The sequence below is a fragment of the Agromyces sp. NPDC058104 genome (genome assembly GCF_042884835.1).
Classification (GTDB): Bacteria; Actinomycetota; Actinomycetes; order Actinomycetales; family Microbacteriaceae; genus Agromyces.
This window is the reverse complement of record NZ_JBHVTD010000003.1, coordinates 668,560-694,374: the sequence shown is the minus strand read 5'-3', so window position 1 is coordinate 694,374 and position 25,815 is coordinate 668,560. Positions and strand designations below refer to the sequence as shown.

The window sequence follows — 25,815 nt, the reverse complement described above, 5'->3', positions numbered from 1 at the left end:
CATCCATCGCGGGCGACGAGTCGATCGCTTCATTACGCCCGAGTTGCGACGGCCCCGTTGCTTTGTCACGCTGAGAGGCGTGCCGTCATCCCTGCGCTCCGCGCTCGTCTCGGGCCTCTCCGTCAAGCGCCTCCTCCTCGTCGCCGGCGGCCTGCTCGTGCTCCTCGCGGTGGCGGTGCTCGTCGCGCGGGGACTGCGCACCCTGCCCGCCGTCGAGGCGTTCATCGCCGAGTACCCCGGCCACACCCCGTTGCCCGAGGGGGCTCCCGTCGGCATTCCGGCCTGGCTCGGCTGGCAGCACTTCTTCAACGCCTTCTTCCTCGTGATGCTCGTGCGCACGGGGCTCATCGTGCGCTCGAAAGCCCGCCCGCCCGCCTTCTGGACGCGCGACAACACGCGGTGGCCGCGGACGAAGGGAGCCCCCCGCCGACTCGGCATCTCGGTGTGGCTGCACCTCGTCGTCGATGCGTTCTGGGTGCTGAACGGCGTCGTCTACGTGGTGCTGCTGTTCGCGACCGGGCAGTGGGTGCGCATCGTGCCGACGAGCTGGGACGTGGTGCCCGGCTCGATCTCGGTCGTGCTGCAGTACCTCTCGCTCGACTGGCCGACCGAGAACTCCTGGGTGTCGTACAACGACGCCCAGGTGCTCGCCTACTTCGCGATCGTCTTCATCGCCTCGCCGCTCGCGATCCTCACGGGGCTCCGGCTCTCGCCGGGCTGGCCGCTCGAGGGCCCGCTCGCGCGGGCCGTGCCCGAGCGCGCCGCCCGCGCGCTGCACTACCCCGTGATGCTGTTCTTCCTGCTCTTCACCTTCGCGCACGTCGTGCTCGTGCTCGCGACCGGGGCGCTGCGCAACCTCAACCACATGTACGCGGCACGGGAGTCCGACGACTGGATCGGCTTCGCGATCTTCGCCGTGTCGATCGTCGTCATGGTCGGCGGCTGGGTGCTCGCGCGCCCGCTGCTGCTCGTGCCCGCGGCCGAGCGCTTCGGCCAGGTGCGGCGGATGCCCCAGGCTCCGCCCGCGCCGAAGCGCACCGCCGCCCGCGGCTGAGCGGCGGCCGGTCAGTCGACGAGCCGGAGGTCGTCGGCGACGACCCGCCCATCGTGGAGCACCGTGCGGTCGGAGCCGCGGTCCATGACGGCGCTCGTCGGGGTCTCGCCGTCGACGAGCACGAGGTCGGCGCGGTCGCCGACGGCGAGGCCCGGACGGTCGCCGACGCCGGCGAGTCGCGGCGAGTCGGCGTCCATGATGCTCGCGCCGCCCATCGTGGCGATCGCGAGGCAGTGCTCGATCAGCTCGTCGCGGCGGAACCCGCGCGTGAACGCCAGCTGCCAGGTGCGATCGAGCAGGTCGCAGTTGCCGTACGGGCTCCAGTAGTCGCGCTGGCCGTCCTCGCCGAGGCCCACCCTGACCCCCGCCTCGGCGAGGTCGACGAGCGGGAGCTGGCCGGAGGCCGCGGGGGCGACGGTCGCGAGGGCGAGGTCGAGCTCGGCGAAGCCGTCGATCAGGCGTCGGCTCGTGGCATCCGACACCGAGCCCAGGCTGTAGGCGTGCGACATGGTGACCCTGCCCTGCATGCCGAGTGCGCGCGTGCGCTCCATCACGAGCTCGGTGCTGAACACGGCGAGCTCGCCCGGCTCGTGGAGGTGGATGTCGACCCCGACCTGATACTTCTCGGCGAGGCCGAAGACGAGGTCGAGGTGGCGGGCGGGATCGCGATCGAGCTCGCACGGGTCGATGCCGCCGACGACGTCCGCGCCCGCGGCCAGGGCCGCGTCGAGGATCTCGACCGAGCCGGCCTCGCGGAGGAGGCCGGCCTGCGGGAAGGCGATGACCTGGACGTCGGCTTGCCCGGCGAACCGCTCCTTCGCGGCCATGACCGCCTCGAAGCGCTCGAGGCCGCAGTCGACGTCGACCTGCGCGTAGCTGCGCACGCGGGTCGTGCCGTGCGCGATCATGCGTTCGAGGGTGCCGGCGACGCGCTCGGCGAGCGGCACCTCGGCGTTGCGCCAGTTCGCGCGGTCGTTCATCACCAAGGTCCAGACGCCGGGGCCGCCCGTGTGCGGCCGGAACGGCAGGCCGATGCGGGTCGAGTCGAGGTGCACGTGCACGTCGCTGAACGCGGGAAGGAGGAGACGGCCCCGGCCGTCGAGCTCGCCGTCCCCGGCTCTCGCGCCGGGCCGGCGGGCGGAATCCCGTGCCTCGGCCGGGCGCGGCGCGGCCGCGTCCTCGCGGGGGAGCACCTCCGCGATGCGGCCGGCTTCGATGCGGACATCGACGGCGGTCGATCCCCAGGGGCGGACGTTTCGGATGAGCATTCGGGGTCCTTCGGCGGAGTGGGGGTGGTGGCGGGGAGGCGCCGGATCAGGTGCGGTGGGGCCCCTCGAGCCGCTCGGCATCGTGCGAGGGCGGCGAGGGTGGGGCCGACACGGTCGCAGGGCTGAGCGGCCGGCCGGCCAGCACGCCGAAGACGAGCTGCGCCGCGGCGACGCCGAGGAGCGCGGCGAGCAGCGTCGACCAGCCGACGCCCGCCGTCGAGAACATGCCGAGCGCGAGCGGACCGAGCGCGGCGACCGCGTAGCCGACGCCCTGGGCGACCGCCGAGAACGAGGCGGTGCGCGCGGCGCTCGGCGCCTTCTGCACGATGAGGCCGACCGCGAGGCCGAAGGCCGCGCTCTGCGCGACGCCGAGCACGGCGACGAACGCGACGGCCCACGAGGCCGGGGCGAATGCGAGCCCCGCGAGCCCCGCCGCGGAGAGCAGCGAGACGACCGACGTCACGGCCGACTGGCTCCGGAAGCGCGCCGCGATCGTGGGTGCGAGGAGCGCGGCCGGGATCCCGGCGATGCTGAGCCAGGCGAGCAGCAGACCGCCCGTCGCGGCGTCGGCTCCACGGTCGATCACGATCGTCGGGAGCCAGGCGGTGAGCGCGAAGTAGATGAGCGCCTGGCATCCGAAGAAGCCCGTGACCGACCAGACCCGCGGGGCGCGCAGGATCGAGCCGTCGCCCGCCGACGTGCTCGGCTCGCCCGCGCCCGTCGCCGTCGCGGCCAGGCGCGGCGCGGCGAGCAGCGCGAACACGGCGACGAGGCAGATCGGGAGCGCCCAGACGAGCAGTGCCGTGGCGGCGTCGCCGCCGAGCGCGTCGAACAGCGGCATCGCGAGCGCGGCGCCGAGCGCTGCGCTGACGCCGAACACCGAGGTGTAGACGCCCGACCAGAGTCCCTGGCGCCGCCGCAGATGCGTGCGCACGAGCTGTGGGGTGAGGATGCCGAGCAGCGAGATGCTCGCGCCGACGACCACGGTGCCCGCGATGAGCGCGGTCGGGCCGAACGGCCGCACCAGCATCGCGACGCCGAGCGCGGTCAGCAGGATCGCGGCGGCGCGGTCGACCCCGAACCGGCGGGCGAACACCGGCGCGAGGGGCGCGGCGAGTCCGAAGAGCAGCACGGGGATGGCGCTCAGCGTCGCCAGGCCGGCCGCGCTGAAGTCGTCGGCGGCCTCGATCTCGGGCAGCAGTGCGGAGACGCTCGTGATCGGCGACCGCACCGAGAGGCCGATGCCGACCACGAGCACGCCGGCGAGGAGCGGGGCGCCGATGCCGACGCCCCGCTCAGTCATGCAGGGACTGCTCGGTCTGGTCGAGCACGCCGAGGGCGGCGGCGGTGGCCGCATCGACGTCGCGGGCGACGATCGCGTGCAGCAGCGCCTCGTGCAGGTCGACGACGCTCGGGTCTGCGTTGTTCGAGAGGCACGAGTTGTGCGCGACCGACTGTCGCAGGGAGCCGTCGAAGCTCGCGTAGATGCCGACGAGGAGCCGGTTGTGCGACGCCTCGGCGACCCCGACGTGGAACGCGACGTCGTGGTTCGCGAAGGCCTCGACGTCGCTGCGGGTGATGGCCTGGCGCCGCAGCGCCAGTTCGCCCCTGAGCGCGGCGAGGTCGGCCTCGGTGCGGTGCAGGGCCGCCTCGCGCGCGGCGAGCACGTCGAGCGCGCGTCGCACGGTGAGGACCTCGCGCGAGTCGGCCCCGCCGAGGGTGCGGCGCAGCGCCACCTCGGTCGCGTCGCTCGCGACGACGTAGGTGCCGTCGCCCTGGCGGGTCTCGAGGAGGCCGAGCTGCACGACGGAGCGCACCGCCTCGCGCACGGAGGGTCGGCTGACGCCGAGGCGTTCGGTGAGTTCGGCCTCGGTCGGGATGCGCGTGCCGATCGGCCAGGCGCCGGAGGCGATCTCGGTGTTCAGGCGGTCGACCACGGTGTCGACGAGTGACTTGCGTCGGATGGGTTCCACGGGTCCATTCTCTTCCAGCTCGAAAGTATGGTTATCATAACATCTGACAAATACGCGGCAGGTGCCCGTCACGCTCGAACGAAGGAGTTCGCCCACATGGCAGACGCGATCACGACGATCGACCACGACCGCGCCCGGTCCGCAGAGGTCTCGCCCGTTCCGTCCCCCGACGGCGTCGTGGTCGCCCCGGCGCTCGTCGATGCGCACATCCACCCCGACAAGTCGAGCTGGGGCGGGCGATGGACGTCGCGGCGCCCCGCGGCCTCCCTGCCCGAGCTCATCGCGGGCGACCTCGCGACCCAGCTCGCCGAGACGCGCAGCGTGGAGGAGCGCGCGTTCGCCCTGCTCAGCGCGGCCCGCGCGAACGGCACGCTGGGCATGCGCGCGCACGTCGACGTCTCGACCGAGCTCGGCCTCCGCAACGTCGAGGGCGTACGCGCGGCCGCCGAGCGGCTCGCCCCCGAGCTCACCGTGCAGATCGTGGCCTTCCCGCAGTTCGGGCTCCTCACGAACCCCGGCACGCTCGACGTCATGACCGCGGCGCTCGGCGCCGGCGCCGACCTCGTCGGCGGCATCGACCCGCTCGGCCTCGAGGGCGACGTCGACGCGCACCTCGACGCCGTGTTCGGCCTGGCGCAGCGCGCCGGACGCGACCTCGACATCCACCTCCACGACGGCGGCGAGCCCGGGCTCGCGCAGATCCGCGAGATCGCGGCGCGCACCGAGGCGGCCGGCATGCAGGGGCGGGTGACCGTGAGCCACGCCTTCGCGCTCGCGGATGCCTCGGCCCCGTCGCTGCGCGACACGCTCGACCGCGTCGCCGCGGCCCGCCTCTGGGTCACGACCTGCGCGCTCGGCGACGACCCCGTGCCCGACCTCGCCCTGCTCGAGGCGCACGGCGTGCAGCTCGCCGCCGGCTCCGACGGCGTCCGCGACTCGTGGAGCCCGTTCGGCAGCGGCAGCATGGTCGACCGCGCGCACCTGCTCGCGTACCGCACCGGCGCGAGGACCGACGCCGAGCTCGAGCGCTGCTACCGCATCTCGTCCACCGAGGGGGCCCGCCTGATCGGCGCCGCCGACCTCGCCGACTGGTCGGGGCCCACCCACCCAGCCCGGCTCGAGTTCCGGGGCGAGTCGCTCGCCCAGATCGTGGTCGACCGGCCCGCGCCCGTGCGCGTCGTCCGCGACGACCGCACCCTGCATCGGCGCTGAACGCGTCCCCGCAACCGTGCCCGCATCACCGCACCGCACCCACCACCCCACGAACCACCACCCCGACACCACGACGAAGGAGTTCCCCGTGTCACGACGCCGCATCCTGACCGCGTCGGCCGCATTGGCCGTCATCGGTCTCACCCTCACCGCCTGCACCGCAGCCCAGAACGACGGCGAGGAGGGCGGGCTCTCGATCGACCTCGCCGACCTCGCGACGACCACCGAGCCGGGCACGCAGCCCGTCGACGAGGTCAAGTGGAACCTGCCGTACGAGCCGATGTCGCTCGACCCGATCTTCGGCTTCAACTACGCCGAGAACACGGTCACCGCGAACCTCTGCGAGAGCCTCGTGCGGCTCACGCCCGAGCTCGCCACCGAGCCCGGCCTCGCCTCGGCGGTCGACCAGCCCGACGACACCACGATCGTCTACACGATCCGCGACGGCGTCACCTTCTGGAACGGCAACCCGCTCACCGCCGAGGACGTCGCCTACTCGCTGCAGCGCCAGCTCGGCGAGACCGCGACGAGCTACTTCTCGAGCTACTTCCAGAACGTCGACTCGGTGGAGGTCACCGCGCCCGACCAGGTCACGGTGAAGCTCACCCAGCCCGACGTGCTGTTCACGCAGGCGATGGGCACCGCGGCCGGCGCGATCGTCGAGAAGGCCGCAGCCGAGACCGCGGGCGAGGCGTTCGGCACCCCGAGCGGGGGCCTCTCGTGCACCGGCCCCTTCTCGCTCGCCGCGTGGAACTCGGGCAAGAGCATCGAGCTCGCCGCGAACGCGGGCTACTGGGGCGAGGTGCCGCTCGCGGCGAAGCTCAGCTTCAGCTTCATCGCCGACGAGTCGACCGCGGTCAACGCGCTGCGCACGGGCGACGTCGACGGCCAGTACTTCTACCTGCCGCCGGCCGGCCTCACCCAGCTCGCCAACAGCGACGAGGTCACGACGAGCTACGGCAAGTCGCTGGTGTTCTGGACCATGGTCACGGCGAACTTCGACGGCGGCCTCGGCGACGAGCGCATCCGCCAGGCGCTCTCGCTCGCGATCGACCGCGCGGCGCTCACGAAGGTCGTCTTCCAGGGCGCCGGCATCCCGGCGACCACCCTCGCGGGCCCCGACTACTGGGGCTACGAGACCGAGGCCTTCGAGCAGGCCTCGAAGGAGTTCTCGGCCGACGCCGACCTCGAGGGGGCGAAGCGGCTCGTCGCCGAGGCCGGAGCGCCCGACGCGCCCATCGTGCTCGCCGTGCAGGGCAGCTCGGCCGTGCACGAGCAGACCGCGAACGTGATCCAGGCAGCCGGCCAGGCGATCGGGCTCGAGATCGAGACGAAGGTCATCCCGGTCGAGCAGTTCGGCAACCTCTACTTCGACCCCGCCGCGCGCGAGGGCATCGACGGCTTCTTCACCACCAACTACGGCAGCTTCGCCGACGCGCTCGACGTGTACCAGTTCTTCGCGTCGACCGACAGCCACAACTACACCGGCTGGGACAGCGCCGACGAGCAGCTCTTCGCCGCCCGCGCCGAGACCGACCCGGCCGCCCGCGCCGACCTCGTGATCGACGCGCAGCGCATCATCACGACCGAGCTGCCGTGGATCCCGCTCGCGTACGAGCCCGTCACGCTCGTGCAGAACGACCGCATCTCGGGCGCGACCGCCTCGTTCGCGTACCTCTACGCGCCGTGGGCCGCGACCATCGGCGGGGTGGAGTAGTCTCGATGTCCCTCGCTCCATACCTGCTGCGGCGGCTCGGCGGGCTCCTGCTCGTGCTGCTCGTGACGTCGTTCATCGTGTTCGGGCTGCTCTACCTCGCCCCCGGAAGCCCGCTGGCGTTCATCCTCGGGCCCCGGGGCGGCACCCCCGAGCAGATCGCCGCGGTCACCGAGCAGTACCACCTCGACGACCCGTTCCTCCTGCGCTACGTCGCCTGGCTCGGCGACGTGCTGCGGGGCGACCTCGGCTACTCGATCGTCTACCGGCAGGATGTCTCGGCGCTGATCTCGGGACGCGTCGGCACGACGCTCGCGCTCGTGTCGATGGCGGCGATCATCATCGCCGTCGTCGGCATCGCGGCGGGCACGTTCGCCGCGCTCCGCGGCGGTTGGAGCGACCAGCTCACCTCGACGCTCGCCGCCGTCGGGCTCTCGACGCCGTCGTTCGTCGTCGGCGTCGCGCTCATCAGCGTCTTCGCGGTGGGCCTCGGCTGGTTCCCGACCTTCGGGTCGGGGACCGGCGGGGTCGACACCCTGTATCACCTGGCCCTTCCCGCGGTGGCCCTCAGCGTCGCGAGCGCCGCGTACCTCGCCCGCATCACGCGCGCGGCGGTGCTCGAGGAGGGCGGGCGCGAGCACGTCCAGACCGCGACCGTCCGCGGGCTGGCGTCAGGGCATATCGTGCGGCACCACGTGCTGCGCAACTCGCTCATCCCGATCGTCACCGTGCTCGGCCTCACGATCGCGACGCTCATCGCGGGCGCCGTCGTCGTCGAGAACGTCTTCGCGCTCGACGGGCTCGGCTCGCTGCTCGTCCGGGCGATCCTGCAGCGCGACTTCGCGGTCGTGCAGGCCGTGATCCTCGTGCTCGTCGTCGCCTTCGTCGTCGTCAACGCGATCGTCGACGTGCTCTACACCTTCATCGACCCGCGCATCACCCTCGGGAGCCGGCAATGACCACCCCCTCCACCATGAGCCTCGCCGTCGCGAGCGTGCGCGAGCGACGCGGCACGGGCCGCGCCCGCCGCATCGCCGACCGCCTCGGCGTCGTCGGCTGCATCGCCGCCTCGATCCTGCTCGTCATCGCCCTCGCGGCGATCTTCGCGCCGGTCGTGGCGCCGTACGACCCCGACTACCCCGACCTGCTGGCCTCGCTCAGCGGGCCGTCGCCGGCGCACCTCCTCGGCACCGACGCGCTCGGCCGCGACATCCTCTCGCGGCTCATCTGGGGCTCCCGCATCACGCTCGCCGGTCCCGGACTCGTGATCCTCATCGCGACCGTCGTCGGCACGCTCCTCGCCCTCCTCGCCGCGTGGCGCGGCGGGCGCACCGACACCGCGGTCGCGTGGGTGCTCGACATCCTCTTCGCGGTGCCCGGCATCGTGTTCGCGCTCATCGCCGTGGCGATCTGGGGGCCGAGCCTCGCGACCGTCGTCGGCGGTCTCGCGATTGCCTACGTGCCCTACGTCGCGCGGGTCGTGCGCGGCGCCTCGCTCCGCGAACGGCGGATGCCGTACGTCTCGGCCGCGTGGCTCCAGGGCCAGTCGGGCACGGGCATCACCTTCACCCAGATCCTGCCGAACGTGCAGCCCATCGTGGTCGCCCAGGCCGTCTCCTCGCTCGGCTTCGCGGTCATCGAGCTCGCCGCCGTGTCGTTCCTCGGGCTCGGCGTGCAGCCGCCCACGGCCGACCTCGGCCTCATGGTCAAGAGCGGCTTCGACTCGGTGCTGCGCGGCCACCCCACCGAGGCGATCGCCGCGGGCACCCTGATCGTCCTCATCGTCTGGTGCGTCACCGTCATCGGCGACCGGCTCACCCCGAGTGCAAGGAGCATGCGATGACCGACACCCTGCTGCGTCTCGACGACGTGCGCGCGACGCTGCGCCTCCGCGGCGGCGAGCAGACCCTGCTCGACGGGGTCAGCCTCACGATCGGCGAGGGCGAGTCGCTCGGCCTCGTCGGCGAGTCGGGATCGGGCAAGTCCCTCACGACCCGCGCGATCACGAGGATGCTCGACCCCGCCTTCCGGGTGACCGGCGAGATCGCGTTCGACGGGGCATCCGTGCTCTCGATGAACCCGGCCGCCCTGCGCCGCTACCGCTCGCGCGACGTCGGCATGATCTTCCAGGACCCCCGGGCGCACGTGAACCCGGTGCACCGGGTCGGCGACTTCCTCACCGAGTCGCTCGTCCGCGATCGCGGCGTCGACCGCCGCGACGCCGAGCGCAGGGCGGTCGTGCTGCTCGACGAGGTCGGCGTGCGCAACCCCGAGCAGCGGCTGCGGCAGTACCCGCACGAGCTCTCGGGCGGCCTGCTGCAGCGCGTCATGATCGCGAGCGTGCTGCTCGCCGAGCCCCGGCTGATCCTCGCCGACGAGCCGACCACGGCGCTCGACGTGACCGCGCAGTCCGACGTCATGGCGATCCTCGAGGAGCAGCGCCGCGCGCGCGGGCTCGCGCTGCTCTTCATCACGCACGATCTCGAACTGGCCGCCGCCTGCTGCGACCGGCTCGCGGTCATGTACGCGGGGCAGATCGTCGAGCAGGGCGAGCACGTCTACGAGACGCCCACCCACCCCTACACGATCGAACTGCTCGGCGCCCGCCCGAGCATCGACGAGCGCGTCGACCGCCTGCCGGTGCTGCGCTACGACCGAGCGACCCACGAGCTGCTGAAGGCGGAGGCATCATGAACCCGGCCGACCCCATCGACCCTATCGACCGCACCGGCCCGGCCGGAGACCCGATCGTCGTCGCGCGCGGGCTGCGCAAGGTGTTCCCCGGCCCCGTCAAGGACGACCCCGTCATCGCGGTCGACGACGTCTCGTTCGAGCTGTACCCGAACGAGTGCCTCGCGATCGTCGGCGAGTCGGGCTCGGGCAAGACGACCGTGGCCCGCATGCTCGTGGGGCTCGAGACCGTCACCGAGGGCGAGCTCTCGGTGCGCGGCGAGTCGCGGGCGAAGGGCGTCAAGCACCTCGCCGACCGGCGGCGCTGGGCGCGGGAGGTGCAGTACGTCTTCCAGGACCCGTACTCCTCACTCAACGGGCGGCAGCGGGTCGGCGAGATCGTCGCGACGAGCGTCGCCCTGCACGCCGGCAAGGGGGCGACCCGCGAGGAGGCCCGTGGGCGCGCGCGCGAGATCCTCGAGTCCGTCGGGCTCGGCGAGCGGTTCGCCGACAAGTTCCCGCACCAGCTCTCGGGCGGGCAGCGCCAGCGCGTCGCGATCGCCAGGGCGCTCGCCGCCGACCCCGCGGTCATCGTGCTCGACGAGGCCGTCGCGGCGCTCGACGTCTCGATCCAGGCGCAGATCCTGAACCTGCTCGCCGACATCCGCGCCGAACGCGAGGTGAGTTACCTGTTCATCTCGCACGACCTCGCGGTGGTCAACCAGATCTCCGACCGGATGATCGTGATGGAGCAGGGCCGCGTCGTCGACGGCGGTCGCACGGCCGAGCTCCTCGCCGACCCGGTGCACCCGTACACGCGCTCGCTGCGTGCCGCGGTGCCGCGCCCCGGCTGGAAGCCCGTCCGGCGTGAGCGCCTCGCGGCGCAGGCCACCGCATGACGACGCTCGTCACCGCCGACTTCGTCGTCGCCCACGACGGTCACGGCCACACCGAGCTCCGCGACGGGGCCGTCCTGGTCGACGGCGATCGCATCGCGTGGGTCGGCCGGGCGGACGACGTCCCGGCCGGTGCCGGTGAGCACGAGCGGATCTCGCTGGGACGGAGCATCCTGATGCCCGGGCTCATCGACCTCGACGCGCTCGCCGACGTCGACCACCTCACCCTCGACGCCTGGTGCGACGGCCCCGCGCAACGGCGCCTCGACTGGTCGGCCGACTACTTCGCCCGGCGGCACGACGTGCTCACGGCGGAAGAGCGCAGCACGATGCGCCGATTCGCCCTCGCGCAGCTCGCCCTGCACGGCATCACGACGTTCATGCCGATCGCCTCCGAGGTGCACTCGGCGTGGTCCGAGACGCACGACGACCTGCTCGACGTCGCCCGGATCGCCGGCGAGCTCGGCCTGCGGACCTTCCTCGGGCCGTCGTACCGCTCGGGCGTGCACGTCACGACCGAGGACGGCGGGTCGACCATCGCCTGGGACGACGAGTCGGGGAGACGCGCGTTCGCGGAGGCGGTCCGGTTCCTCGACACCGTCGAGTCGCTCGGCGACCCGCTCGTCACCGGCGTCCTCGCGCCGTGCCGCATCGAGACGGTCAGGGCCGAACTGCTCGAGGCGACCGCCCGCGTCTCGGCCGAGCGCGGCACGCTCGTGCGCGCGCACGCCCTGCAGGACCTCGCCGAGCGCGAGCTCTTCGCGACGGCGCACGGCACGACTCCGCTCGGACTCCTCGAACGCGTCGGGCTGCTGAACGAGCGGCTCGTGCTCGCCCACGGCGTCTACCTCGACGTGCACCCCGAGGTGCACGGCGAGGACCGCGGCGACCTCGCGAAGCTCGCAGCGGCGGGCGTCTCCGTCATCCACTGCCCGCTCACGAACCAGCGGTACGCCTTCCTCCTCGAGAAGCTCTCGCAGTACCTCGACGCCGGCGTCAACATCGCGCTCGGCAGCGATTCGTTCCCGCCCGACCTCATCCGGGGCATCGACGCCGGCGTCCACCTCGCGAAGGCGCAGCACGCCGACCTCGGCCGGGGCCTCCTCGCCGAGTACGTCGACGCCGCGACGAGCGGCGGAGCCCGGGCCCTGCACCGACCCGACCTCGGCCGCATCGCCGTCGGTGCGACCGCCGACCTCAGCGCGTTCGCGCTCGACGACGTGCGGACCGGTCCGGTCGACGACCCGCTGCGCACGCTCGTCCTCGCCGGGTCGGCGCGGGACGCCCGGTTCAGCATGGTCGGCGGACGGACGGTGCTCCGGGACGGGGCGATCCCGGGCATCGACCTCGACCGGCTCAGGGAGGACGGACAGCGGATCTTCGACCGGCTGAAGGCGGCGTACGGCGAGCGCGACCATCTGGCCGAGGGCGGCGCGCCGCTGTTCCCGCCGGTACTCCCGCCGTTCGGGGCGCCGAGCTGACGAGCCGCGTCGTGTCGATGCTGGACAACTCGGGCCGGCTGAGGTGTCATTGAGTGACAGCGCAGGAGGGGCCCTGCTCGTCGGGGCTCGAACGCACTGCTGAGCGCAGGGGTTGGAGGGCGGTCGGGTGGTCGAGGAGAATCCGGCGCGGAACAAGCGGAACCGCGACTTCGCCGAGACGCGCACCCTCGGCGGCGTCATCGGCGGGTTCGTCGGGCTGATCGTCGCGAGCGCTGCGGCCGCCGCCCTCGTGGCCGTCTCGGTCACCCCGTCGATCGCCATGGTCGGCCTCGCGGCCTCGAGCACGATCAGCATGTTCGACAACCTCCCCGGGTACCTCGCGATCGGCGAGCTGTCGGAGAAGAGCAACATCTACGCGACCGGCGCCGGCGGCAAGTCCGTGCTGCTCGCGTCGTTCTACGACCAGAACCGCGTCGAGGTCCGCTGGGAGGCGATCGACCAGGACGTGAAGGATGCGACCATCGCGAGCGAGGACCCGCGCTTCTACGACCACGGCGGCATCGACATGCAGGGCACCCTCCGCGCGGCGGCGACGACGGCGAGCGGTCGCGACACCCAGGGCGGGTCGTCGATCGCCCAGCAGTACGTCAAGAACGTGCGGGTGCAGCAGTGCGAGCTGGAGTCCGGCGTGGCGGAGGTCGACGCGGCCGAGGCCGCGGCCGAGGCCGCCGGCACCGAGCTGACCAGCGAGCAGCGCGACCAGATCGTCGCCGACGTGAAGACGGACTGCTACGACTCGGTCACGGAGACGACGATCGACCGCAAGGTGAAGGAGATGCGGCTCGCGATCGGCGTCGAGAAACGGTACACGAAGGACGAGATCCTGCTCGGGTACCTCAACATCGCGGGATTCGGCGGCACCGTCTACGGCATCGAGGCGGCGGCGAACTACTACTTCGGCGCCTCCTCGTCGAATCTCACCCTCGCCCAGGCGGCCTCGCTCATCGCGATCGTGAACAACCCCGAGAAGTTCCGCATCGACAAGCCCGCCAACGAGCGGAACGGCGCGGCCGACGGCTACGCCGACAACCACGGCCGCCGCGACTACATCCTCGGCCGGATGCTCGCATTCGGGAAGATCACGCAGGAGCGATACGACGAGGCGATCGCGACGCCCGTCGAGCCGAAGATCACCGAGCCGAGCACCGGCTGCCAGACCGCCGGCGCGAGCGCGTACTTCTGCGACTACGTCAAGAACATCCTGCAGACCGATCCGACCTTCGGCGAGGACGCCGAGACCCGCATGCTGAACTTCCGCCGGGGCGGCTACGACGTCTACACCACCCTCGATCTCGACCTCCAGTCCGCCGCGGTCAAGGCGATCGCCGACAACGTGCCGCAGACCTTCCCCGGCTGGGACCTCGGCGGCGTCATCTCGAGCGTGCAGGTCGGCACCGGGCGCGTGCTCGCGATGGCCCAGAACAAGGTGTACAGCCAGGATCCGGCGGTCCTCGCCTCAGGTGCCCAGTACACGAGCATCAACTACAACACCGACTTCACGCAGGGCGGATCCCGCGGATTCCAGCCCGGGTCCACCTACAAGGTGTTCACGCTCGCGCAGTGGCTGAAGGAGGGGCACGGGTTGAGCGAGCGCGTCGACTCGCGGCCTCGGTCCAACTGGGGGGTCTTCCACGACAGCTGCCTCGGCGACATCGACGTCTCGGGGGAGGGGTGGAACCCGAAGAACGACGCCGGCGAGTCGGGCGGCGCGTACACCGCGCTGCAGTCGACGACCCAGTCGATCAACACCGGGTTCCTCGGCATGGCCAAGGAGCTCGACCTCTGCGGCATCCGCAAGACGGCCGAGGCCTTCGGGATGCACCGGGCCGACGGGAATCCGCTCGGGCAGAGCCCCGCGACCGTGATCGGGACGAACGAGATCGCTCCGCTCAGCCTGGCGATCGCGTTCGCGGGCATCGCCAACGACGGGGTCACCTGCACGCCGATCGCGATCGAGCGCATCGTCCGCGACGGTGCCGAGGTCCCCGTCCCGAAGTCGGCGTGCACCGCCGCGGTGTCGCCCGACGTGGCCGCCGGAATGCACTACGGGATGAGTCGCGTCATGACGGACGGCACGGCACGGGAGTCGAACAACAACACGGTGCCGTACGTGCCGCTCATCGGGAAGACGGGCACGACCGACGGGGCGAAGGACACCTGGATGGCGGGCGCGAGCACCGAGGTCGCGACGGTCGCGGCCGTCGTGAGCGTGAACGGCGACGCCAATCAGCGCGGGATCTCGTTCGACAGCGGCGAAGCGGCGACGGCGCGGCATCGCATGTGGCCCGCCGTGATGTCCGTCGCCGCGGCGAAGTACGGCGGAGACTCGTTCCGCGAGCTCGGACCGGGGCCCGTGGTCGCGCCGCCGCCGAACCTGCAGTCGCCCGACGAGGACGACGACGACGACGAGCCCGCCGAGACCGCGGAGCCCGCGGGCACGGGCGGAGGGGAGCCCGCCGACGCGGGCGGCGGCTTCGAGGGCGACGACGGCGGACCGGGGGATGGCGGCCGCGATGACCGGACCGAGGGCGGTGGCGGCGGTGGTCGTGACGGGGGCGGCGATCGCGGCGGCGGCGGCGGGGGCCGGGGCGGTTAGACGACCACGATGGGGCGGTCCGAGCTGTGCTCGGCCGCCCCATCGTCATGCGTGCGCCTAGGCGGCGGCCGCCTCGGCGTTCGTCACCGCCCTGCGGAACCGCACGCGGTGTACGATCCAGGCCGCGATGGCCGCGGCGCCGAGGCCGAGGAGGACGAGCAGCCACGGCGCGACCGATCCGGGCGACACCGTCGCGGTGCCCTCGGCGAGCTCCTGGGTGCCGTCGGCGAGCTTGCCGTTGCCGGTGCTGAGCTCGCCGGCGCCTGCCGCCAGTTCGTCGGCCCCGGAGGCCAGCGTGGTGCTGCCCTCGGCGAGTTCCTCAGTGCCGTCGGCGAGGTCGCCCGCGCCGTTCGCGAGCGTCGCCGCGCCCGCGGCGAGGTTGCCCGCTCCGGCGCTGAGGGTGCTCGCTCCCGTCGAGAGCTCGCCCGCACCCGTCGAGAGCGTCTGCGCGCCCTCCGTGAGGCGGGCGGTTCCGGCGGCGAGCTCGCCCGACTTCGTGACGAGGCGGCCGGTTCCCGCGGCGAGGTTGTCGGCGCCGGCGGCGAGCAGGCCGGAGCTCGCGAGCAGGCGCTCGGTGCCGCTCAGCAGCTTCACGTTGCCGGCGGCGAGCTCGCCGGACTTGGCGAAGAGGAGACTGGTCCCCGCGGCGAGCGTCGCGGCGCCGCTCGCGACGCTCCCGGTGCCGGCGGCGAGTTCGCCCGACTTGGTCGCGAGGGTGCCGGTACCCGCGGCGATCTGCTTCGAACCGTTGGCGAGCTCCGCCGCCTTGCCGGCGAGGTACTCGGAAGACCCGGCCAGGTTCGCCCCGCCGGCTGCCAGGGTGCCGAGCGCGCTCGCGAGACCGGTCGAGCCGGCGTGGACCGCATCGGCGCCGCCCTTGGCGCTCGTGATGCCTGCGCTGAGCGCGGTCGAGCCGGAGGCGATCGCGCCCGTCGCCGCCTCGACCTGGGTTGCGCCGTCGCGCGCGGCCGCCGCGCCGTCGCGAAGCTGCGCGACGGTGCCGAGGAGGGTCGCGTCGGCGCCGGACTCGGCGAGCTGATCGTAGAGGCCCGACAGGCCGGCAGCGAGGTTCGCGTTCGCCGTGGCCACCGACTTCGCGCCAGTGTGGGCCGCAGCGGCGCCTGCGGCGAGGTCCTCGCCGCTCGTCTTCAGGGTGCCGACCCCGGTGCTCAGCGTCGCGGCCCCGTCGGCGACCTGGTCGGCCCCCGCCTTCGCCTTCCCGATGCCGCCTGAGACCTGGGCGGCGCCGGCGGCGAGCGAGGTCGCCCCGTCCGCGAGTGCGGTGCTGCCGGCGGAGAGGAGGTTCGTCTTCTCGACGAGCGTGCCGGCACCGGCCTGCAGCAGCGCGGCACCGCCGGCCGCCTGACCGGCACCCGCGGCGAGTGCATCGGCGCCGGTGTTCAGGGTGCCGGCCCCGGCGCTCAGCTGGGTCGCACCGGCCGCGGCAGCGGCCGACCCGCCCTTGAGCGTGCCGGCCCCGGCGACGAGGAGGTCGGTGCCGTTCTCGAGGCGCACGGCGCCCGCGTCGAGATCGCCCGCACCGACCACGAGACGCCCGGCCCCCGCATCGAGCTCGGCGGCTCCGCTCGCGGTGCGAGCCGCGCCGTCGGAGACCTTCAGTGCGCCCGCGGCGCTCTTCTCGGCGCCGGCCTTGAGGCGCTCGGCTCCCGCCGAGGCCGAGGTTGCGCCGGCCGAGACCTTCTCGGCCCCCGCGGCTGCCTTCGCGGCCCCGGCTTCGAGGTCACCGGCCCCGCCCGAGAGCGTCTCGGCGCCGTCGGCGAGGGTGACCGAGCCGTCGTCGGCCCGGCTCGCGCCGTCGGCGAGCTGGGTCGCTCCGGCATCCATCTTTCCCGTCGTGATCAGGAAGAACGCCGCGAGGGAGATGAGGGCGATCGCGAGGATCACGGCGGTGATCTTCACGCCGGTGCCGTGGCGATGCGCGGTCGGGTCGATTCTCGTCATTGAGACTCCTGTGGTCGCCCGGGCGCGACGGCACGTCGAGACGGCGCGCGGCCGCGTGCCCGGAAGTGGAGGGTGCAGGACGATGACGGTGCAGGTCATCGGTTGCGGGCGCTGTCTGGTCGGGTCGCGCACGCTGACTCAGGGGAGCCGACGCCGCGCCGGTGCGGTGCCGCCGTGGCGCCGCGATGGCGCGGTGCGCCTGAGGTGCCCCGAACGTAGCAGCGCGCGAGAATCCCTCAATGGATGCCGCGGAATCTCTGTGCCGATCGACAACGGTTCGCGCGCGGGAGTCGGATGTGTTTGTGGACGCCCTACAGTGCGGCGCGCGGCCGTCGGCCGTCGCTCAGAAATCGAGCGTGTCGCCGGGCTCGAGCGGGAGGTACTCGCCGCCGTGCTGCTCGGTCGCCCAGGTCAGGCGAGCGTTCGAGAGCGCCTTGCCCGCGGTCGAGAGCAGCATCTCGTGGGTCGGGAACGCGCGTCTCGGCGCGATGGCCTCGACGTAGTCCATCGCCTCGCTGATCTTCATCCACGGCGCGCCCGCGGGGGCCGCGAGCACGTCGACGCTGACGCCCTCCGGCACGGTGAACGAGTCGCCCGCGTAGTAGAGCCCGTCGTTGACGAGCACCCCGAGGTTGTCGATGACCGGGATCGACGGATGGATCACGGCGTGCCGGCCGCCGAAGAACCGCAGGCGGAACGGTCCGACCTCGACCTCGTCGCCCGCCGCGACGACCTCCACCGGGAGGCCGGCGGCCGCCGCGGCGACGCCGGCCGGGCCGAAGAGGCGCACCTCGGGATTCTGCTCGATGATGCGCTCGAGCTGGTCCGGCGTCCAGTGGTCGTCGTGCTCGTGCGTGACGACGACGGCGACCGCGCCGGCCGATTCGGTGATCGGCGTCGTGAACTTGCCCGGGTCGATGTAGAGCTTGTCGCCCGAGTGCTCGATGACGAGGGCGGCGTGTTCGAGTTTCGTGAGGCGCATGCTCCGAGCCAACACCCCGCCGTTCCGGCGCGCAAGCCGCCTCGGCGCCCGAATCGCTGCCAGAATCGGCCCATGGATCGAGCCCCCGAGCGCCTGCTGGTCGCCGTGAACCCCGCGGCGTCGTTCGGGCGCAACCGCGCCGTCGGCCCCGCGGTCGCCGAGCGGCTCGTCCGCGAGGGCTACGAGGTGGCGATGCTCAGGGAGGCGAACTTCGAGCTCCTCCGCCGCGAGGCCGAGCGCGCGTTCGCGCACGGCACCGACGGCGTCGTGGTCGTCGGCGGCGACGGCATGGCGTCGCTCGGCGTGAACCTCGTGGCGGGCACGGCGGTGCCCCTCGGCATCGTGGCGGCGGGTACGGGCAACGATCTCGCGCGGGGGCTCGGGCTGCCGGTCGACGACCCCGCCGCGGGCACCGAGCGTCTCGTCGCGCAGCTGCGGGCGCCCGCCAGGACGATCGACGCCGGGGTCGTGCGGCAGGGCAGCGTCGACACGTGGTTCGCCGGCGTCGTGTCGGCGGGCTTCGACGCGGTCGTCAACGAGCGGGCGAACCGGATGACCCGGCCTCGCGGCCCCAGCCGGTACACGCTCGCGATCCTCCGCGAGCTCGCCACGTTCCGGCCGCGCAACTACGTGCTGACGATCGACGGGGTCCGCCGCGAGCAGCGCGCCATGCTCGTCTCGGTCGCGAACAACTCCTCGCTCGGCGGGGGCATGCGCATCGCGCCGCACGCCGATCTCACCGACGGGCTGCTCGACGTGTTCATCGTGCACCCGCTCTCCCGCGCGGCGTTCGTCGGCGTCTTCCCCAAGGTCTTCGCAGGGGAGCACGTCGATCATCCGGCGGTCGAGTTCGTCACGGCGCGCGAGGTGACCATCGAGGCGAACGACGTCGTCGCCTACGCCGACGGCGAGCGGATCGGTGCTCCGCCGGTCTCCGTCAGGGTCGTCCCGGGGGCGCTCCGGGTGCTCGCCTGAGCCGTCGGATCGGACCCGGCGCTCGATTTGGAAAGTGCCGGAAACGTGTGTCATACTCTTCAAGTTGTCGAAATCGGAACGCCAAGTTCTGAGAAGCACGGCCCCATCGTTTAGCGGCCTAGGACACCGCCCTCTCACGGCGGCAGCGCGGGTTCAAATCCCGCTGGGGTCACGACTGTGAAGTACGACAACAGACGAATGCCCTCGCTTCGGCGGGGGCATTCGTCGCAGAACGTGCCGTTCTGCACAGCACGGCCCCATCGTTTAGCGGCCTAGGACACCGCCCTCTCACGGCGGCAGCGCGGGTTCAAATCCCGCTGGGGTCACGACCGTGGTGCTTCGCAGTCACGAATGCCCTCGCTTCGGCGGGGGCATTCGTCGTCTCCGGGCCGGATGCCTCGTGCGGCGCCCGCCACGCGGCATCCGATGCGCCGAGCGCCGACGCGGGTGCCGCACGAGGCGGCACCCGCGCGGTTCAGCGCCGGCCGGCCGTCGGCTCGAGCTCGTCGTCGCGATCGGCGAGCCCGGAGCGCGCGTCGGGGTAGGCCACCGGCACGCCGTCGTGCACCTCGTGCGGGGCGACCTTGTGGTACGACATGCGGTCGATCCACGCGAGGGCGACCGCGGAGAGGATGAACGTCAGGTGGATCAGCACCTGCCACATCACGCCGTCGCTCGTGTAGATGTCGCCGGTCTTGTTCTCGGCCTTGGGCGAGCCGAGATCGCCGACCTCGATGAAGGTCTTGAGGAGGTGGATCGAGGAGATGCCGATGATCGCCATCGCGAGCTTCACCTTCAGCACGTTCGCGTTCACGTGCGAGAGCCACTCGGGCTGGTCGGGGTGGCCGTCGACCCTGATGCGGGAGACGAAGGTCTCGTAGCCGCCGATGATCACCATGATCAGGAGGTTCGCGATCATGACGACGTCGATGAGGCCGAGCACCATGAGCATGATGGTCGCCTCGTCGATGTGGGTGAGGTCGTGCAGGGCCTCCTCGCCGAGGTGCCACAGCTCGACGAGGAAGACGACCACGTAGATCGCCTGGGCGACGATGAGCCCGAGGTAGAGCGGAGCCTGCAGCCACCGGCTCGCGAAGATCGCGTAGCCGATCAGGGCGGAGCCGGGCGTCGGGCGGTACTGGCGGGCGGGGGGCGGCGTCGTCTTGGCGCTCAAGTTCTCTCCTCGGATCGGGGGTACGAGTCTACGTGGCCGTGATTTCGACTAGACTCGCCGGAGCGAAGGGGAGTATCCCGCGAGGCCGTGCCTCGGCCCACGATCGTCAGTACGAGCGCCGTCGCAGCCGCTCCGGTCGTGGAAGCTGTGCGAGCAGCCTGGGAGAGACTTTCGGATTCCGTCGTCCCCGAACTCCGAAAGGTTCAACGTGCTCGAACTCCCCGTCTGGTTCGAAGTCGGTTCGCTCATCGTCCTGACGCTCATCCTCATCGGCGACCTGCTGCTCGTGCTGAAGCGCCCGCACGTGCCCTCCATGAAGGAGTCGACGCTCTGGGTCGTCTTCTACGTCGTGCTCGCCCTCATCTTCGCGGGCATGATGTTCTGGCTCGGCGACGCCGAGCACGGCGGGCAGTTCCTCGCCGGCTGGCTCACCGAGTACAGCCTCTCGATCGACAACCTCTTCGTGTTCGTCATCATCATGGCGAGGTTCTCCGTGCCGCGGAAGCTGCAGCAGGAGGTGCTGATGGTGGGCATCATCATCGCCCTCGTCCTGCGCGGCATCTTCATCCTGCTCGGCGCCCAGCTCATCGAGAACTTCAGCTGGATCTTCTACATCTTCGGCGCATGGCTCGTGTGGACGGCGATCCAGCAGGTGCGCGGCGACCACGAGGACGAGGACAGCGAGACCTTCGTCGTTCGGATGCTGCGCAAGCGCGTGCGCATCACCGACGAGTACGACGGCGTGAAGCTCCGCACCACGATCGACGGCAAGCGCTTCTTCACGCCCATGCTCATCGTGTTCGTGGCGATCGGCACGACCGACCTCCTCTTCGCGCTCGACTCGATCCCCGCGATCTTCGGCATCACCCAGTCGGCGTTCATCGTCTTCACCGCGAACGTCTTCGCGCTGATGGGCCTGCGCCAGCTCTACTTCCTCCTCGGCGGCCTCCTCGAGCGTCTCGAGTACCTCAAGTACGGCATCGCCTTCATCCTCGCCTTCATCGGCGTGAAGCTCGTGCTGCACGCGATGCACGTGAACGAGCTTCCGTTCATCAACGGCGGCGAGCACATCGAGTGGGCCCCCGAGATCTCCACATGGATGTCCCTGGGCGTCATCCTCGCCGCGATGGCCGTCGCGACCGTGGCGAGCCTCGTGAAGGCGCGCGTCGACGCCAACCGCCGCGGGCACAAGCTCATGGACGAGGTGCCCCACTTCACCGACGACGCCGAGCGACCGGGCCGCTGACCGCGGGCGCCGTTCTCCACAGGTGACCGCGCTCGGCCGCCGGACTTGCTACCGTGGACGGGCGGCGCCCGGCGGCGTCGCTCGGGCTGCCGTCCCGATCACACCCCGCCCTATCGAGGAGTACCGTGCCAGGTGATGTCGAGGGCGTCGTCGCCCTGACCCGCGGTTCGGCGCTCATCGCCCACTCCGCCCGCACCGACCTCGGGCGCGTTCGCAGCGTGAATGAAGACGCGGTGTTCGCGGAGCCGCCGGTCTTCCTCGTCGCCGACGGCATGGGCGGCCATGCCAGGGGCGACGCGGCGAGCCAGGCGGTCGTCGAGACGTTCCGGCGTCACGTCGAGCCCGGCACCCCTCCGTCGCCCGAACAGGTGCTCGACGCGATCCACAGCTCGAACGAGGCCGTGCGCGCGCTGAGCGAGCACGGCGAGGAGGGCACGGCCGTCGCGGGCACGACGCTCGCGGGGGTCGCCCTGGTCGACGCCGGCGACGCGGGCGGCTACCACTGGATGGCGTTCAACATCGGCGACTCCCGCATCTACTCGTGGAGCGGCCGCACGCTCGAGCAGCTGAGCGTCGACCACTCGGCCGTCCAGGAGCTCGTCGACGCCGGGCTGATCAGCCCCGCCGACGCCGAGCGGCATCCCGAGCGCAACGTGATCACGCGGGCGCTCGGCGCCGACGACGTCGTCGACCCCGACGTGTGGCTCATCCCCGCTGCGGGGCGCCAGGTGTTCCTCGTCTGCTCCGACGGGCTCACGAAGGAGCTCGACGACGACCGGATCGCCGCCATCCTGGCCGGTGACGCGGCCCATCCCGCGGGCATGGCGGGCGAGCTCGTCGAGGCGGCGCTCGCCCACGGCGGGCGCGACAACGTGAGCGTCGTCGTCGTCGAGTCGAAGATCGGCGGCGACGAGGGCGACCCCGACGCGACGCGCGACCGCGGTGACGAGGGCATCGAGGTCACGAGGCCGAGGGACGAGGGGGCACGCGATGGCTGAGTATCGCGCAGACGTGAGCGGTGCGATCGCCGCCGTCCGACCGGGGGCCGCGCTCGTGGTCGCCGGCGGGTCGGCGGGGGCCGTGGCCGCAGAGCTGTGGGCCGGGCTCGGGCCCGAGTCGACGACCGCCGTGCTCGAACGGCTCACGGCCGACGGGCTCGGGCGGACGCCCGACTTCGCGCTCCTGACCTGGCAGGCCGAGGGCGAGCGCCTCGGCGGCGTCCGCATCATCGTACGCGGTGCGTTCGAGGTCACCGCGGGCGAGGTCGTCGTCTCGGGCGCCGCGGTCTCCACGTGGGCCGAGCGGGTCGTCGACGACGCGGAGCGCGTCGAGATCGTGCACGCCGGCGCCGCGGCTGGCGGCCCGTGGCTGCCGCTCGTCGACGGTGTCGCCGGTGTCGCCGCGGTCGCGGTGCCGGGTGCCGCCGCGAGCGGGGGAGCGGTCGACGCGGCCTCGGCCCGGGCGACCCCGGTGGCCGAACCCGCGCCGGCGGCCCCGGTGATCGAGGCCCCCGCGCCGGCGTCCCCGGTGCGGGTCGACGTCGAGGCCCTCGCGGCGCCCGAGCACACCATCGCCCCCATCGAGGAGACCGTCGTCGGCGTGACCGACTTCATCCGCCCGCCGGAGGCGACCGGGGTTCCGCCGACGACGCCGAGCGCGGTGCCGATCCCCGCGGTCGACGTCGGCGAGACCGTCGCCCGACCGGTGGGCGACGGGGCGTCCGCCGCCTTCGCGGCGGGCGACCACGACGGCATGACCGTCGCGAGCGCCGACATCCGGCGCCTCCGGGCCGAGCGCGAGGCATCCCGCCCCGCTGCGCCGCAGCCGGCGTCGGCGCCGGCGACGACCTCGTCGGGCGTCCGCGTGCGGATGCCCGACGGCAGCTTCGAACCCCTCGGCCACGAGATCGTGCTCGGTCGCTCGCCGAGCGTCAGCAAGGTCTCCGGCGGCCGCCTGCCGAGACTCGTCACGATCGGGCAGGGCGACCCCGACATCTCGCGCAGTCACGTCCGCCTCGCGCTCGAGGGCGGCACCGTCGTCGTCACCGACCTGCACTCGCGCAACGGCACCCTCGTGGTCGCCCCGGGCCGGGCGCCCGTGAAGCTCCGCGCCGGCGAACCGACGCCCGTGCTCATCGGCACCGTCGTCGACCTCGGCGGCGGCTGGACGATCCAGGTGGTCGGCGACTGATGCGCAGGGCCACCTCGACCCCGCCCGAGCTGCCGGGCTACACCTCGCTCGGCCTGCTCGGCTCCGGCGGCTTCGCCGACGTCTTCCTCTACGAGCAGCGCCTGCCGCGCCGCAAGGTCGCGGTCAAGGTGCTGCTCACCGAGGAGCTCGGCCGCGACACCCGCGCCCAGTTCGTCGCCGAGGCGAACCTCATGGCGCAGCTGTCCGCGCATCCCTTCATCGTCACGATCTTCCACGCCGACGTCTCGGCCGACGGCCGGCCGTACTTCGTCATGGAGTACTGCTCGGGGCCGAGCCTCGCCGAGCGCTACAAGCGGGAGCCGCTCTCCGTCGAGGACGCCCTGCGCACCGGCGTGCGGCTCGCCGGCGCGATCGCCACCGCGCACGCCGCCGGCATCCTGCACCGCGACATCAAGCCCGCGAACGTGCTCACGAACGACTACGGCTGGCCCGCCCTCACCGACTTCGGCATCTCGTCGAACCTCGAGGGCGAGCTGCCGGTGCACACGGTCACGGCCGCCGAGCTCGGCGCGACCGGCTCGGCCTCCGGCACGGGGCAGTCCGCGGTCGGGCTCAGCGTGCCCTGGTCGCCGCCCGAGATGTTCGACGACGACCCGACACCCGACCCCCGCAGCGACGTCTTCTCGCTCGCGGCGACGGTGCACACGCTGCTCGCCGGGCGTACCCCGTTCGAGATCCCGGGGCGTTCCAACGGCTCGCTCGACCTCATGGGCCGGATCGAGCGCGGCGCGATCACGCCCATCGGCCGCAGCGACGTTCCCGCGAGCCTCTCGGCCGTCCTCGCGAAGGGCATGGCGACCCGTCGCGACGACCGGTATCCGAGCGCGGTCGAGTTCGCGAGGGCCCTCCAGCGGGTCGAGCTCGAGCTCGGCTACTCCGCGACGAACATCGAGGTGCCGAACCTCGCCGCCGAGCGCGATGCCGAGTCCGGCGACGACGACGGCGTCGACGCGACGCGCGCCCGCTCGGTGCAGACCGTCCAGGCGCAGGCGCCCGTCGCGCCCGCGCCTGCCGTGCCGCCGCGCGTCGCGCCGCCGCCCGTCGACGAGGACCGCACGCAGGTGCGCGCGCCGCAGCAGATCGCGGCGCAGCCGCCGGCGCCGCAGGCCTCACGCCCCGTCGACGACTCCACCGTGCTGCGGCCGCGCGGGTCGGCGTCCGCTCCGTCGCCCGCGGCCGACCACACCGTCGTCCGGCCTGCGGCGCCCGCGGGGCCGGTGCCGTACGAGCCGAGCGCCGCGCCGACCGAGACGCGGGCGCCCCGTCGCTCCCGCCTCGGCGTGGTCATCGCGATCGTCGCGGCGATCGTGGTCGCGGCGGTCGTCACGCTCGCGATCGCGCTCTCGGGTGCGCCGGCCCCCGAGCCGACCTCCGAACCGAACCCGGGCGGCAGCGGCGAGGACGCGCTGCTCGGCGAGCAGGTGCCGGTGCCCGCCGTCGAGGTGGCGAGCGTCGACGGGGCGTCCGTCACCTTCGCGCTGTCGCACGACGACGCCGAGGAGGGCGATCGCTACCGCTGGAAGCGCGCCGACGGCTCGGGCGGCATCGAGGTCTCCGAGGGGCCGACCGTGACGGTCGAGAACACCGGGGGCGTCGTGTGCATCGACGTCCAGGTCCAGCGCGGCAGCAAGACGTCCGAAGAGGCACGGGGGTGCACCGAATGAGGCCGTTGCGCGTCGAGTACTGCGGGGAGTGGTACACCGTCGAGGAGGGGGCGCCGTTCACGATCGGACGCGACTCCGACCTCACGATCGACGAGAACCCCTACCTGCACCGCACCTTCCTCACCCTCTCGGCCGAGTACGGGCTCTGGTGGCTCTCGAACGTCGGTCAGCTGCTCTCGGCGACCGTCTCCGATGCGACCGGCAGCGTGCAGGCCTGGGTGGCCCCCGGCGCGAAGCTGCCGCTCGTCTTCCAGACGGTGCACGTCATGTTCAGCGCCGGCGCGACGACCTACGACTTCACCGTGCACGCCGAGGAGGACTTCTACAACACCTCGCTCACGGCGACGCCCGCCGACGGCGGCACCACGGTGATGCCGGTCACGCTCACCACCAGCCAGCGCCTGCTCGTCGTCGCGCTCGCCGAGAACGTGCTCGCCCAGCCGGCCGCGGGCCGCGCCGCGGTCCCGAGCTCGGTCGAGGCCGCCGCGCGACTCGGCTGGAGCATGACCACGTTCAACCGCAAGCTCGACAACGTCTGCGAGAAGCTCGACCGGATCGGCGTCGACGGGCTCCGCGGCGGTCGCGGCAAGCTCGCCACGAACCGCCGCGCCCGGCTCGTCGAGTACGCCGTCGCGACCCGCCTGGTGAGCGCCGACGACCTGCCGATGCTCGACCGCGACGACGAGGGCGGCGAGGCGAAGGCCTGATCGCCGCCC

At 72.6% G+C, this 25,815-nt stretch carries 20 protein-coding genes, 2 tRNA genes and 1 pseudogene; 17 read left to right on the top strand and 6 right to left on the bottom strand.

All coding sequences use genetic code 11. From position 1 onward, the window contains the following. The first annotated feature begins 79 nt into the window (after positions 1–79). Complete coding sequence (locus ACFVTH_RS17095) at positions 80–1,054, top strand: cytochrome b/b6 domain-containing protein (RefSeq protein ID WP_387093430.1); 975 nt, start codon at positions 80–82, stop codon at positions 1,052–1,054. 11 nt (positions 1,055–1,065) lie between these two features. Here the strand turns inward: ACFVTH_RS17095 and ACFVTH_RS17090 are convergent, their stop codons facing one another. From ACFVTH_RS17090 to ACFVTH_RS17080, 3 genes are read right to left on the bottom strand one after another with little or no spacing between them, the layout of a single operon-like run. Further along, entirely contained in the window at positions 1,066–2,322 is a 1,257-nt protein-coding gene (locus ACFVTH_RS17090) for an amidohydrolase family protein (protein ID WP_387093427.1), read from the bottom strand. Positions 2,323–2,368: 46 nt separating this feature from the next. Then, on the bottom strand, positions 2,369–3,625 hold the full coding sequence (locus ACFVTH_RS17085; RefSeq protein ID WP_387093424.1) for an MFS transporter: 1,257 nt from the start codon (positions 3,623–3,625) through the stop codon (positions 2,369–2,371). Next, positions 3,618–4,295, bottom strand: coding sequence for a FadR/GntR family transcriptional regulator (locus ACFVTH_RS17080; protein ID WP_387093422.1), 678 nt, complete (start codon positions 4,293–4,295; stop codon positions 3,618–3,620). Before ACFVTH_RS17080 ends, ACFVTH_RS17085 begins: the two co-directional genes overlap by 8 nt. Before the next feature lie 96 nt (positions 4,296–4,391). Between ACFVTH_RS17080 and ACFVTH_RS17075 the strand changes: the two genes are divergently transcribed. From ACFVTH_RS17075 to ACFVTH_RS17040, 8 genes and pseudogenes are all read left to right on the top strand, one after another. Next, positions 4,392–5,507 (top strand): amidohydrolase family protein, encoded by a 1,116-nt coding sequence (locus ACFVTH_RS17075; protein WP_387093419.1) that lies wholly within the window; start codon positions 4,392–4,394, stop codon positions 5,505–5,507. 16 nt (positions 5,508–5,523) lie between these two features. Continuing rightward, the gene (locus ACFVTH_RS17070; protein ID WP_387093417.1) at positions 5,524–7,224 is read left to right on the top strand and encodes an ABC transporter substrate-binding protein; all 1,701 of its coding nucleotides are present in this window, start codon (positions 5,524–5,526) and stop codon (positions 7,222–7,224) included. Between the two features lie 5 nt (positions 7,225–7,229). Further along, positions 7,230–8,180 (top strand): ABC transporter permease, encoded by a 951-nt coding sequence (locus ACFVTH_RS17065; protein ID WP_387093414.1) that lies wholly within the window; start codon positions 7,230–7,232, stop codon positions 8,178–8,180. After that, complete coding sequence (locus ACFVTH_RS17060; protein WP_387093412.1) at positions 8,177–9,064, top strand: ABC transporter permease; 888 nt, start codon at positions 8,177–8,179, stop codon at positions 9,062–9,064. The genes ACFVTH_RS17065 and ACFVTH_RS17060 overlap by 4 nt, the downstream gene beginning before the upstream one ends. After that, positions 9,061–9,597, top strand: a pseudogene (locus ACFVTH_RS17055) (ATP-binding cassette domain-containing protein); the annotation flags it as partial. The gene ACFVTH_RS17060 and the pseudogene ACFVTH_RS17055, both read left to right, overlap by 4 nt. Before the next feature lie 314 nt (positions 9,598–9,911). Further along, complete coding sequence (locus ACFVTH_RS17050; RefSeq protein ID WP_387093409.1) at positions 9,912–10,790, top strand: ABC transporter ATP-binding protein; 879 nt, start codon at positions 9,912–9,914, stop codon at positions 10,788–10,790. After that, complete coding sequence (locus tag ACFVTH_RS17045; protein ID WP_387093407.1) at positions 10,787–12,268, top strand: chlorohydrolase family protein; 1,482 nt, start codon at positions 10,787–10,789, stop codon at positions 12,266–12,268. Before ACFVTH_RS17050 ends, ACFVTH_RS17045 begins: the two co-directional genes overlap by 4 nt. Positions 12,269–12,395: 127 nt before the next feature. Further along, positions 12,396–14,885 (top strand): transglycosylase domain-containing protein, encoded by a 2,490-nt coding sequence (locus ACFVTH_RS17040; protein WP_387093404.1) that lies wholly within the window; start codon positions 12,396–12,398, stop codon positions 14,883–14,885. Between the two features lie 57 nt (positions 14,886–14,942). Here the strand turns inward: ACFVTH_RS17040 and ACFVTH_RS17035 are convergent, their stop codons facing one another. After that, positions 14,943–16,847 carry a hypothetical protein gene (locus ACFVTH_RS17035; protein ID WP_387093402.1) on the bottom strand — a complete coding sequence of 635 codons (1,905 nt, stop codon included), beginning with the start codon at positions 16,845–16,847 and terminating at the stop codon, positions 14,943–14,945. 343 nt (positions 16,848–17,190) lie between these two features. After that, positions 17,191–17,829, bottom strand: a complete 639-nt coding sequence (locus ACFVTH_RS17030) for an MBL fold metallo-hydrolase (protein ID WP_387093399.1) — start codon at positions 17,827–17,829, stop codon at positions 17,191–17,193. A gap of 72 nt (positions 17,830–17,901) precedes the next feature. On the opposite strand from ACFVTH_RS17030, the gene ACFVTH_RS17025 reads away from it, so the two are divergent. From ACFVTH_RS17025 to ACFVTH_RS17015, 3 genes are all read left to right on the top strand, one after another. Then, on the top strand, positions 17,902–18,804 hold the full coding sequence (locus tag ACFVTH_RS17025; protein WP_387093397.1) for a diacylglycerol/lipid kinase family protein: 903 nt from the start codon (positions 17,902–17,904) through the stop codon (positions 18,802–18,804). Positions 18,805–18,903: 99 nt separating this feature from the next. Continuing rightward, positions 18,904–18,976: transfer RNA gene (locus tag ACFVTH_RS17020), tRNA-Glu, on the top strand. A gap of 81 nt (positions 18,977–19,057) precedes the next feature. Continuing rightward, positions 19,058–19,130 (top strand) — tRNA-Glu (locus ACFVTH_RS17015). Between the two features lie 149 nt (positions 19,131–19,279). On the opposite strand, the gene ACFVTH_RS17010 is transcribed toward ACFVTH_RS17015, so the two are convergent. Next, complete coding sequence (locus ACFVTH_RS17010; protein WP_386940660.1) at positions 19,280–19,978, bottom strand: TIGR00645 family protein; 699 nt, start codon at positions 19,976–19,978, stop codon at positions 19,280–19,282. A gap of 208 nt (positions 19,979–20,186) precedes the next feature. On the opposite strand from ACFVTH_RS17010, the gene ACFVTH_RS17005 reads away from it, so the two are divergent. From ACFVTH_RS17005 to ACFVTH_RS16985, 5 genes are all read left to right on the top strand, one after another. Beyond that, positions 20,187–21,224 (top strand): TerC family protein, encoded by a 1,038-nt coding sequence (locus ACFVTH_RS17005; protein WP_387093394.1) that lies wholly within the window; start codon positions 20,187–20,189, stop codon positions 21,222–21,224. Positions 21,225–21,349: 125 nt separating this feature from the next. Further along, positions 21,350–22,222: a PP2C family protein-serine/threonine phosphatase gene (locus ACFVTH_RS17000; RefSeq protein WP_387093392.1), complete on the top strand. Its 873-nt coding sequence runs from the start codon at positions 21,350–21,352 to the stop codon at positions 22,220–22,222. Then, entirely contained in the window at positions 22,215–23,414 is a 1,200-nt protein-coding gene (locus ACFVTH_RS16995; RefSeq protein WP_387093390.1) for an FHA domain-containing protein, read from the top strand. The genes ACFVTH_RS17000 and ACFVTH_RS16995 overlap by 8 nt, the downstream gene beginning before the upstream one ends. Continuing rightward, complete coding sequence (locus tag ACFVTH_RS16990; RefSeq protein WP_387093387.1) at positions 23,414–25,099, top strand: protein kinase; 1,686 nt, start codon at positions 23,414–23,416, stop codon at positions 25,097–25,099. The genes ACFVTH_RS16995 and ACFVTH_RS16990 overlap by 1 nt, the downstream gene beginning before the upstream one ends. After that, positions 25,096–25,806, top strand: a complete 711-nt coding sequence (locus tag ACFVTH_RS16985) for a hypothetical protein (protein WP_387093385.1) — start codon at positions 25,096–25,098, stop codon at positions 25,804–25,806. Before ACFVTH_RS16990 ends, ACFVTH_RS16985 begins: the two co-directional genes overlap by 4 nt. Positions 25,807–25,815: the final 9 nt, after the last annotated feature.